9 protein-coding genes and 1 pseudogene are annotated in these 10,109 nt (G+C 72.0%); 5 read left to right on the top strand and 5 right to left on the bottom strand.

The annotated features are described in order from the left end of the window. A pseudogene (locus ABD126_RS37540) lies at nucleotides 1–102 on the top strand (IS481 family transposase); the annotation flags it as partial. A gap of 1 nt (nucleotide 103) precedes the next feature. Here the strand turns inward: ABD126_RS37540 and ABD126_RS37535 are convergent. Both ABD126_RS37535 and ABD126_RS37530 read right to left on the bottom strand, forming a co-directional pair. Continuing rightward, complete coding sequence (locus tag ABD126_RS37535; RefSeq protein WP_343940227.1) at nucleotides 104–964, bottom strand: serine/threonine dehydratase; 861 nt, start codon at nucleotides 962–964, stop codon at nucleotides 104–106. A gap of 18 nt (nucleotides 965–982) precedes the next feature. Next, nucleotides 983–1,483: a DUF6584 family protein gene (locus ABD126_RS37530; protein WP_343940225.1), complete on the bottom strand. Its 501-nt coding sequence runs from the start codon at nucleotides 1,481–1,483 to the stop codon at nucleotides 983–985. 41 nt (nucleotides 1,484–1,524) lie between these two features. Here ABD126_RS37530 and ABD126_RS37525 point away from each other — a divergent pair, with 41 nt between their 5' ends. After that, complete coding sequence (locus tag ABD126_RS37525) at nucleotides 1,525–2,700, top strand: hypothetical protein (RefSeq protein ID WP_343940223.1); 1,176 nt, start codon at nucleotides 1,525–1,527, stop codon at nucleotides 2,698–2,700. Between the two features lie 66 nt (nucleotides 2,701–2,766). Beyond that, nucleotides 2,767–3,147 carry a hypothetical protein gene (locus ABD126_RS37520; RefSeq protein WP_343940221.1) on the top strand — a complete coding sequence of 127 codons (381 nt, stop codon included), beginning with the start codon at nucleotides 2,767–2,769 and terminating at the stop codon, nucleotides 3,145–3,147. Here ABD126_RS37520 and paaI read toward each other — a convergent pair. Both paaI and ABD126_RS37510 read right to left on the bottom strand, forming a co-directional pair. Further along, on the bottom strand, nucleotides 3,144–3,512 hold the full coding sequence (gene paaI, locus ABD126_RS37515; protein WP_343940235.1) for a hydroxyphenylacetyl-CoA thioesterase PaaI: 369 nt from the start codon (nucleotides 3,510–3,512) through the stop codon (nucleotides 3,144–3,146). The genes ABD126_RS37520 and paaI overlap by 4 nt on opposite strands. Nucleotides 3,513–3,852: 340 nt before the next feature. Beyond that, nucleotides 3,853–5,223 carry a cellulose binding domain-containing protein gene (locus tag ABD126_RS37510; RefSeq protein WP_343940219.1) on the bottom strand — a complete coding sequence of 457 codons (1,371 nt, stop codon included), beginning with the start codon at nucleotides 5,221–5,223 and terminating at the stop codon, nucleotides 3,853–3,855. A gap of 204 nt (nucleotides 5,224–5,427) precedes the next feature. Here ABD126_RS37510 and ABD126_RS37505 point away from each other — a divergent pair, with 204 nt between their 5' ends. Beyond that, entirely contained in the window at nucleotides 5,428–6,438 is a 1,011-nt protein-coding gene (locus ABD126_RS37505) for a methionine synthase (protein WP_343940217.1), read from the top strand. An 84-nt stretch (nucleotides 6,439–6,522) separates the two neighbouring features. After that, nucleotides 6,523–8,361 (top strand): glycoside hydrolase family 9 protein, encoded by a 1,839-nt coding sequence (locus tag ABD126_RS37500; RefSeq protein ID WP_343940215.1) that lies wholly within the window; start codon nucleotides 6,523–6,525, stop codon nucleotides 8,359–8,361. 662 nt (nucleotides 8,362–9,023) lie between these two features. On the opposite strand, the gene mnmA is transcribed toward ABD126_RS37500, so the two are convergent. Continuing rightward, entirely contained in the window at nucleotides 9,024–10,109 is a 1,086-nt protein-coding gene (mnmA, locus tag ABD126_RS37495) for a tRNA 2-thiouridine(34) synthase MnmA (protein WP_343940233.1), read from the bottom strand.

The raw sequence follows: 10,109 nt of genomic DNA, 5'->3' as shown, positions 1-10,109 counted from the left end.
CCGCAGTGGCTGCACACCTACAATCACCACCGCAGCCACACCGCGCTCAAGGGCCTACCACCCGCCAGTCGCGTCCCCAACCTCACGGGGCAGTACAGCTAGCTCACGGCGTCCAGTCGGTGTTCGCGCCGCACAGCACCACGCAGGCGGTGCCCGGGACCCGGCCGTGCAGCCAGGCCGCGAAGGGCACCGCCGCCGCGGGTTCGACGGCCAGGCGGAACTCCTCCCACAGCCGGTCGCGGGCGGACAGCAGCTCCTCCTCGCTCACCAGCACCGAGGACACCGACGACGACCGCAGGACCTCGAACGGCACGTCACCCACCCGCGTCGCGCCCAGGGCCGACGCCGCGACGGAGTCGACCGGCGAGTCCACGGGTTCACCGGCCTCCAGCGCGTCGTGCACGCAGCGGCACCCCGCCGGCTCGCACGTCACCACGTGCCGCCCGGCCAGGGCGGTCCCGGCGGCCAACCCGCCACCGCCGGCGGCCACGGCGACGACGTCCACGTCCGGCGCGTCCTCCACGACCTCCAGCGCCACCGTGCCCTGACCGGCGATCACGGCCGGGTCGTTGTAGGCCTCCACGTAGAACCCGGACGCCGTCCGCGCCGCGACCACGGCCTCCGCGTAGGTCTCCCCCGCCCGGATGAGCTTGGCCCCGGCCGCCTCGATCCGCCGCACCTTGCCCTCCGGCGCGCTCACCGGCACGTACACGGTCGCCTGCGTGCCGAGCAGCTTCGCCGCCATCGCCACGCCCAGGCCGTGGTTGCCGCCCGACGCCGTGACGACCCGGTCCGGCACGTCCGCGAGCAGCAACGTGTTCACCGCCCCGCGCAGCTTGAACGAGCCGGTGAGCTGGAGGTGTTCGAGCTTGAGCACGAGCGGGCGGCCGTCGACGGACACGCGCCACAACGGGGTGCGGCGGACGTGGGGGCGGATGCGGTCGGCTGCGGCGGTGACGTCCATGTCACCAGGATGCGCCCCTCAGCCGCCGAACCACCGGTAGACCCACACCACCACGGTCACCGCGCCGATCACGAAGCACAGCAGCACCACCACGAGACCGAGCAGGACCAGCACGTTGGCCACCCACGACGAGTCCCGGTCGTCGGTCACCGCCAGCTCCGCCCGCAGCTGCTCGGACACCGCGGCGCGCAACGCCGCCAGCCGCACCCGCGCGGTCTCCGTGGTGTGCTCGCCGCTGACCCAGTTCAGCGCCGCCAGCCGGGCCCGCGGCGTGCGGTAGGCCCGCTCGAACGCCGCCACCTCCGCCTCGTCGCGCGCCTCGGACAGGTAGCTCCACCGGCCCGCCTGCGCCGGGTCGCCGAGCACCCGGTACACCGCCGCCAACCGCTCCCGCAGGTCCAGCCGGTCCGGGTAGGTGGCCACCAGGCCCGAGAGTCGCTGGCGGGCGCGCAGCACACTGGCCAGATCACCGCGTCGCAGCTCCTCGGCGGCCTTGAGCAGCGTCAGCTCCACCGGCATGAGCCTCATGGTCCCAGCCGACGCAACCGTAGGATCGCCGGGTGATCGGGGTGTCCGTCGTCGCGTTCGGCCTGGCCTGGTGGCTGGGCCTGTACCTGCTGGCCCGCGACCCGCGCAAGCCGTTGTTGCAGCGGACCGCGGCCGGTCTGCTGGCCTACGCGGCGGCGCTCGCGCTGCCCGTGCCGCCGGTCGTCCTGGCGCTGCCCGCGCTCGCGTGGACCGGGGCGATCGCGTGCTGGCTGCCGGAGCGCTACGACCGGTGGTGGCGGCTGTCCGCGGCGCCGCTGGTGGTGGCGGCGTGGTTCTTCCCGCCGGTCGTGCTGGTGCCGCTGGCCGCCGCGCTCGTCCTCTACCTGCGCGAGCACCGCACTCTGGTGGGCGCGGCGTCGCTGATGTTCCTGCTCGGGTCCGGGTCGGTGCTGCTGGAGTTCGTGCCGACGGTGTGGCTGGTCGGCGCGATCGGCTTGGACCTCATGCTGTTCGGCGTGCTCGTGGCGGTGCGGGACGCGTTCGACGAGGGCGAGGCGATCCGCGCGGACATGGTGCGGTCGCTGCTGGTGTCGGCGGGCATGGCGGCGGTGTTCGGCGGGCAGGTCGCGCTGTTCCTCGACGACCGGCTCACGCCTCTGCTGTTCGGGACGGTCGCGGCGGCGATCGCGCTGCAGGTGCTGGCCAACCCGCTCGCGGCGGTCGTGGACCGGGTCGCCGTGCCCGAGGTCGCCGAGGAGCGGGCCGAACTGCGCGAGGCCGCCGACGCCCTGCCGCGCCGCGCGCCGCTGGCCGAGGACACCGATTTCGTGAAGCTCACCCGGCGGGCGCTGAGCAGTTACGGCGATCTCGGCAAACTGGTCGCCAGCCCGTTGACGGAACTGCCGGTGATCTCCGCGCGGCTGGCCGCCCGGGGCGCGCCCGACCAACCGCTGGAACGCGCCGCGGAATTGAAGTCGTTGTTGTCGGAGAGCATCCAGCGACTGAAGCCGAAGGACGGCGACTTCGGCACCAGCGACGAATGGCGGCATTACAACGCGCTGTACTTCTACTACGTGGTCGGCGTCCGGCCGTATTCACGCCGCACGAAACGCGAGGACCTCGACCCGGACGCCCGCAAGGCGCTCGCGTGGTTCGTCAACCAGGTCCCCGAGCGGACCCTCCACAACTGGCAGAACGCGGGGGCCAAGCTGGTGGCCGCGGACCTGTCCGCCCAGGTGGCGGGCTGAGAACTGGCAGCCGTTGGCAGCGTTTGACGTCGTGCCGGCAGTGCCGGCGGCCCTAACTTCAGGGCCATGACGACGACTCAGGTTCGCAACGACGGTTTCCTCCGCTTCGCTCTCAAGCTCGACGGCGTCGCCTCGGGCGGACTGGGCCTGATGGCCCTGCTGTTCGACCTCCCCCTGGGCCTGCCGCGCGGTCTCGTGCTCGGGCTCGGCGCATTCCTCGTCGCTTACGGCGTGGGTGTTTTCGTGCTCGGGACGCGCCCTGTCCGAGCACTGGTCGGCGTGGTGGTGGTCGGCAATTTCGTGTGGGTGGTCGACAGCTTCCTGACCGCTTTCGCCGGGTGGTACCCGGTGACCGGGCTGGGCGTTTTCCTCATCGTCGCCCAGGCGGTGGCGGTGCTCGGGTTCATCACCCTGCAGGTGATCGGCCTGCGCCGCTCGGCGGCCTAGTCGCGCAGGGTCCGGCTCCGGCCGCGGAACTCCGCGACCACCTCGTCCCCGCGACGCACGGTGATGTCGTAGATGCCGCTGCGCCCGCGCCGGACCCGCTCGACGGCGGTGGCGACCAGCTCGTCACCCAGCCGCACCGGCGACAGGAAGTCGATCTCCGCCTGCGCCGCGACCGTCACCGAACCGGGGCGGTTGCAGGCGCAGGCGAACGCCGTGTCGGCCAGCAGGAAGACGTACCCGCCGTGGGCGATGCCGTGGCCGTTGATCATCCGGTCGGTGACGGTCATGGCGAGCGTCGCGGAACCGTCCGCCAGCGCCAGGGCCCTGATCCCCAGCGCGGTGGACGCGGCGTCGTTGGCGAGCATCTCCGCGGGTCCGTTCACGCTGTGCACCTTAGGACAAGGGGGCCCGATGTTCGGCGCAGGCGAGCAGGTCGAGGCGCTCACCGCGCGGGTCGCGACGCTGGAGCGCCGGGTCGCGACGCTGTCGGCCGAACTGGAGCGCGCCCGGCCGCTGTCGGTCGAACTGCTGGTGGGCGCGCTGGACCTGCGGGAGCGGGCGCTGCCGTACCTGGAGGACCTGGTCGAGGTCACGCGGCTGCACCGACGGACGCCCCGGGTTCGGCCGCGGTGGGCCGAACCCGGGGCCGGTCGGCTGACGGTGGTGGCGTCGCAGGGTCGCCACCACCGCCGACCCGCGGGGTCGCTACGCGGTGAACCCCTTGAACAGGGTGGTGAACTCGTACTGCGACTGCGGGATGCTGCTGCACGTCGGCGAGATGCCGCCGCCGGGGCAGGACCCGTTGTCGCGGCCCACCGACCAGAAGCCGAGCAAGCCGATCTTGTTGACGTTCGCCCAGTTCACCAGCTTGCGCGCGTGGTCCTGGGTGAAGACCTTGCCGTTGAAGTTGCGGCCGATCATCGGGGTCACGCCGAGCAGCCGCTTGAGCTCCGCGTCGGACTTGCCGGGCCAGATCTGCTTCATCTGCCGCAGGGTGCTCTCCGCCGCCGCGATCACCGCGTCGCCCCAGTCCGGCTTGGACGTGCCGAACTCCATGGTCATCGGGTTCACCAGCACGGTCAGGCCCTTGGCGGCGGCGTTCTGGAGGATCTGCACCGAGTACGGGTCCATGCCGTAGTCGTCGCCCTGGACGCGCATGGTGTAGCTGATGTGCGTGCCGCGCTCGGTCTGGAGGCGCTTGAGGGCGGTGTTCACCATGTCGTGCGGGATGGACGCCTCGACGTCCACGTCCAGGTGGTTGCTGCCGACCGCGTCGAGCACCTTCTTGTACGCGGCGAGCAGGGCGTCCGCCGTCGAGCAGGTGTACTCCAGGTACGGGCCGGCCGCGCCGCCGGTCGCCACGATCACGTCACCGCCGAGCGCCTTCAACGCGCGCACGTCGTTGATGATCCGGCTGTCGTTCAACGGGATCGTGCCGCCCCACGACGGGTTGCAGCCCGAGCTGTCGGCCAGCGCGAAGGCCAGCGTGAACACCTTCTGCCCGGTCGCGCGCGCCACCGACTCCAGGGACGGGGTGGGCATCGTGATGTCGACGTACGGGGCCGACTTGATGCTTCCCGGCGGCGGAGTGGTGGTGGTCGTCGTCGTGGTGGTGGTCGTTGACGTGGTCGTGGTGGTTGTGGTGGTCCTGGTCGTGGTGGTGGTGGTGGTCGTGCCGCCGGCGCAGGGTTGGCCGTTGAGCTTGCAGTTGAGCGGCAGGCCGGTGCCGTTGACCAGGAAGCCGAACGACGTGGACGCCCCCGCCGCCAGGGTGCCGTTGTACTCGCGGTTGGTGAAGGTGTGGTGGTTGCCGCTGCTCGCGAGGGTCGCGTCCCAGTAGGAACCGGGCGTGCTGCCCGCGGGCAGATCGAACTCCAGCTTCCAGCCGGTCAGCGCGGAACTGCCCGCGGTGATCGTGTACTTGCCCTGGTAGCCCGAACTCCACGCGGAGTCCTGGGTGAACGTGGCCGTGGGCGTCGGCGCGGCGCCCGCGGGGGCGGCCAGCAGCAGACCGGCGGTCACAGCCGCCGCGACGCCCGCCGCGAGTGCGGCGAGGGTGGTGCGCTTGTTCGACATCGAACGTGCTCCCGTGGCAGGGGGACGGGGTGGAAGTGGTGCGGGAGCGCGGGGCGCGGCACGCCCCCACACCACGTCGTGTGCGGTGCCGTCGCAACTCTCAGCACCGACACAGTGACGGTAGGTGGACTGGACCACCTCGTCAATGGGTCTAGACCTTTTCTGTCCGGAACGGGTCGAAACCCCGGATGGGAGACTGTGCGCGTGGAACACGCACCCTGGTCCGAAGGCAGCGCAACCGGCATCGGCTCCCTGCCCGGGACGGACCCGCTGGAAGCCGCGCGGGTCGTGCTCGGCGAACTGCCCACCCTCCCCCACCTGCCCGAACTGCCCGCGCGCGGCGTCGGGGCGGACATCATCGGCCGCACCGCCGCGCTCCTGGTCGACCTGCCGATCGAGGTGGTGACCTCCGGCTACCGGACCGCGTCGCACGTCGGCAAGGACCACCGCCGCGCGGTGGACCTGCTGCGCCGCGACCTCGACGCGTTCGAGGAAGCGGCCGACGGCCTGACCCCGTCGGTGATCAAGGTGCAGGCGGCCGGACCGTGGACGCTGACGGCGGGCATCGAGCTGATGCGCGGCCACCGCGTGCTGACCGACAAGGGCGCGCTGCGCGAGTTCACCGCGTCGCTGACCGAGGGCCTGGCCCGGCACGTCGCCGAGGTGGGCAAGCGGACCGGCGCGAAGGTCGTCGTGCAGCTGGACGAGCCGACGCTGCCCGCCGTGCTGCGCGGGCTGCTGCCGACCCCGTCCAAGCTGGGCACGGTGGCCCCCGTCCCCGAGCCCGACGCGCGGGCCGTGTTGCAGACCGTCATCGAGGGCGTCGGGGCGGACGTGGTCGTGCACTGCTGCGCGCCGCGTCCCCCGCTGACCCTGCTGCGCGAGGCCGGCGCGAAGGCGATCGCGTTCGACGTGACCGCGCTGGACGAGGGGCTGTGGGACGAGGTCGGCGAGGCGTGGGAGGAGCGCACGACGCTGTTCCTCGGCGTCGTGCCCAGCACCGACCCGGGCCGTCCGCTCAAGCTGCGCGAGGCGGCCAAGCCGGCGCTCGACCTGGTGGACCGCCTCGGTTTCCCGCGCTCGATCCTGGCCACGCACGCCGTGCCGACGCCGACGTGCGGCCTGGCCGGGGCGACCGCGCCCTGGGTCCGCCGGGCGCTGGCGGTGACCCGCGACCTGGGCAAGGCGTTCGTGGAGCCGCCCGAGGGCTGGTAACCGGCCCGGCCGGCGGCTACTCTCCCCTCAATTAGGGAAGGTTCTTTACTAAGGCCACCGCCGCCGGCCTGGAGCGGAGGTTCCATGCGGTTCCCACGGTGGGCGCTGGCGCTCGCCCTCGTCGGTTCGGTGTCGACGGCCCTGCCGGCGAACGCCGCCCCGACCGGGCACGTGCGGCTGGACCAGGTCGGCTACGGGACGGCGGAGGCCAAGCACGCGTACCTGCTGGCCAAGACGCCCGTGGACGGCGGGTTCTCGGTGGTGGACGCGCGCGGGCGGACGGTGCTGACCGGCCGGATCGGCGCGTCGAGGGGCGGGTGGAGCCCGGCGTACCGGGCCGTCCACCCGCTCGACTTCACGGCGGTGACCAAGGCCGGCACGTACCGGATCAAGGCGGCCGGCACGACCTCGCCGCCGTTCAAGGTCGGCGGCGACCTGTTCTCGTCGGTCACCGACCGGACGGTGGAGTTCTTCCAGGCCCAACGCGACGGCCAGGACGTCATCCCGGGCCGCCTCAACCGCGAACCGGCCCACCTCACCGACCGCGCCGCGACCGTCTACGACACCCCGGTGTTCCGGGGCGACGGCGGCGACGAGCTGGCCGAGCCGCTGAAGCCGTTGGGCCACACCGTGGACGTCGAGGGCGGCTGGTTCGACGCCGGCGACTTCGTGAAGTTCACCCACGCCACCGCGTACTCGACCGCGTCCATGCTGTTCGCCCAACGCGCCGAGCCGAAGGACGCGCTGCGCGCCGAGGCCGAGTTCGGCCTGCGCTGGCTGGACAAGGTCTGGGACGCGGACCGGGGCGTCCTCTACGCGCAGGTCGGCATCGGGACGGGCAGCGAGGCGCACGGCTTCCTGGGCGACCACGATGTCTGGCGGCTCCCCGAGGACGACGACAAGCTCGACGTGAAGCCGGGCGACGAGAAGTACTTCATCAAGAACCGGCCCGTGTTCCGCGCGAACCAGCCGGGCGAGAAGATCAGCCCCAACCTGGTCGGCCGGGTCACGGCGTCCTTCGCCCTGGCCGCCCAGCTGGAACGCGACCCGGCGAAGGCCCGGTGGTACCTGGACCAGGCGGCGACCCTGTTCGCGCGGGCGAAGACCACGGACGTGGGCGAACTGGTCACGGCGTTCCCGCACGCCTACTACCCCGAGGACTCGTGGGCCGACGACCTGGAGTTCGGCGCGACCCAGCTGGCGGTGGCGGGCAAGGCCCTGCGCGACCCCCGCGCCGGCCAGTGGGCGCGGCAGGCCACGCACTGGGCGGCGGTCCACCTGGCCAGTGGCGACGCGGACACGCTGAACGTCTACAACACCAGCGTGTTGGCGCACTACGACCTGGTCAAGCTCCTGCGGGCCGGAATCCCGGACGCGGAGGTGACCGAGGCCCAGGTGGTGGGCGACCTGCGCCGCCAGCTCCAGTCCGGTGTGGACAGCGCGGCCACCAGCCCGTTCCGCACGGCGGCGAGCGTGACGGAGTTCGACGTGGCCACGAGGAGCTTCGGCCACACCGCCACCGCTCGCCTGTACCGCACGCTCACCGGCGACCGGTCCTTCGACGCATTCGGCGTGCAGCAGCGCAACTTCACGCTGGGCGCCAACGCCTGGGGCACGACGCTGGTCATCGGCGTGGGCACGAAGTTCCCGGAATGCCCGCACCACCAGGCGGCGAACCTGTCCGGCCACCCGAACGGCGGCAAGCGGGTGCTCGCGGGCGGCGTGATCAACGGTCCGAACGCGGCTGCGCTGTTCGACGGGTTGGGCGAGATGCCGGCGGGCGCGATCCCGTGCGCCAAGCCCTACACGAAGGAATTCGACTCGCAGACTTCGCGGTTCGTGGACGAACTGACGTCGTGGCCCAGCTCGGAACCGGCCATCGACTTCACCGCCACCGCCGTACTAGCCTTCACCCTTTCCTGACAGCCGGGACTAGCGACGCGCCGCAGGCGCACTGCTTTTGACTGGGCTGTTCAGCCACAGGAAGGGCCTCGGTTCGTTCCCCGTACGGCCTGGGCGCAGCCCAACCGCGCTTGGGGGTTCTTGGCAACCAGCTTTTCCGGTTGCCAAGAACCCCCAAGTGTGGTTGCCTCCGGCAGGCCGTGCGGGGGACGAACCGACGCCCTTCCACCCCCGGGGGCCTGCCGCGCGGCGAGCGCCGCTTTTCGCTCTTCGCTTTTGATCTTTCGAGCGCTCCGCGCGTTCTCCTGAGAGCGCGAAGCGCGCTGTCCTGAGAGCGCGAAGCGCGCTGTCCTGAGAGCGCGAAGCGCGCTGTCCGAAGCGCTTGAAAAGATTAAAAGAGCCTCGCCGGCGGGCAGGCCCCCGGGGAGAAAAGCAAAAGAGGGGCTTTTCCGTCCTCCCCGTACGGCCTGGCGGAGCCAACCACAGATTTCCCCGGGTGCCGCTAAAATTTTTGCTCGTTCCTCACAAAAATTTCGGCTGCACCCGGGGAAATCTGTGGTAGCCCTTCGGGCAGGCCGTACGGGGAGGACGGAAAAGCCAAAAGCGGGGGCGCTGCGCGCCCCAACAAGCCGAGCACGCGCTGCGCGCGAAAAGCGAAGGCGAAGGGCGAGGGCGAAGGGCGCCTAGCTCGTGGCGTCGATGGTGGCGCTGGCCAGGACCAGGTCGCCGGACGCTTCGTCGGGGCGGTACACCGCGACCGCCTGGCCTGGGGCCACCCCGCTCAACGGCTCCCGCAGGTGGACCCGCAGTTCGCCGTCCACCAGCTCGGCCACCGCCGGGGCCAGTCCGCCGTGCGCCCGCACCTGGGCGACGCACTCCACCGGCCCGGCGAACGGGATCCGGGTCACCGGACGCCGCGCCACGATCTCCGTCACCGCCAGCTTCTCCGCCGAACCGACGCGCACGGTGCCGGTCACCGGCTCCAGCGACAGCACGTACCGGGGCCGCCCGTCCGGGGCCGGCGCGTCGATGCCCAGGCCCTTGCGCTGGCCCACGGTGAACTCGTGGACGCCCACGTGCCGGCCCAGCACGGCGCCGGTCTCGTCGTCCACCAGCAGGCCCGGCTGCTCGCCCAGCTTCCGGGTCAGGAAGCCGCGCGTGTCGCCGTCCGGGATGAAGCAGATGTCGTGGCTGTCCGGCTTCTCGGCGACCTGGAGACCGCGCTGCGCCGCCTCCGCCCGGACGTCCGCCTTGGTCGAGTCGCCCAGCGGGAACATGGCGTGGGCCAGCTGCTCGTTGGTCAGCGACGACAGGACGTAGGACTGGTCCTTGCCGTCGTCGGCCGAGCGGCGCAGCTCCAGCCTCCCGTCCACAGTGGACAGTCGGGCGTAGTGGCCGGTGCAGACGGCGTCGAAGCCCAGGCCGATCGCCTTGTCCAGCAACGCCTCGAACTTGATGCGCTCGTTGCAGCGCAGGCACGGGTTGGGCGTCCTGCCGGCCGCGTACTCGGCGACGAAGTCCTCGACCACGTCCTCGGTGAAGCGCTCGGCGAAGTCCCAGACGTAGAACGGGATGCCCAGCACGTCCGCGGCCCGGCGGGCGTCGCGCGCGTCCTCGATCGTGCAGCAGCCCCGCGCGCCGGTGCGCAGCGTGCCGGGCTTGGCCGACAGGGCCAGGTGCACGCCCGTCACGTCGTGCCCCGCCGCCACGGCCCGCGCCGCGGCCACGGCGGAGTCCACGCCGCCGCTCATCGCCGCCAGCACCCGCAT

Source organism: Saccharothrix mutabilis subsp. mutabilis, from assembly GCF_039521145.1.
Taxonomy (GTDB): domain Bacteria; phylum Actinomycetota; class Actinomycetes; order Mycobacteriales; family Pseudonocardiaceae; genus Actinosynnema; species Actinosynnema mutabilis.
This window is presented reverse-complemented; position numbering and strand designations above follow the sequence as displayed.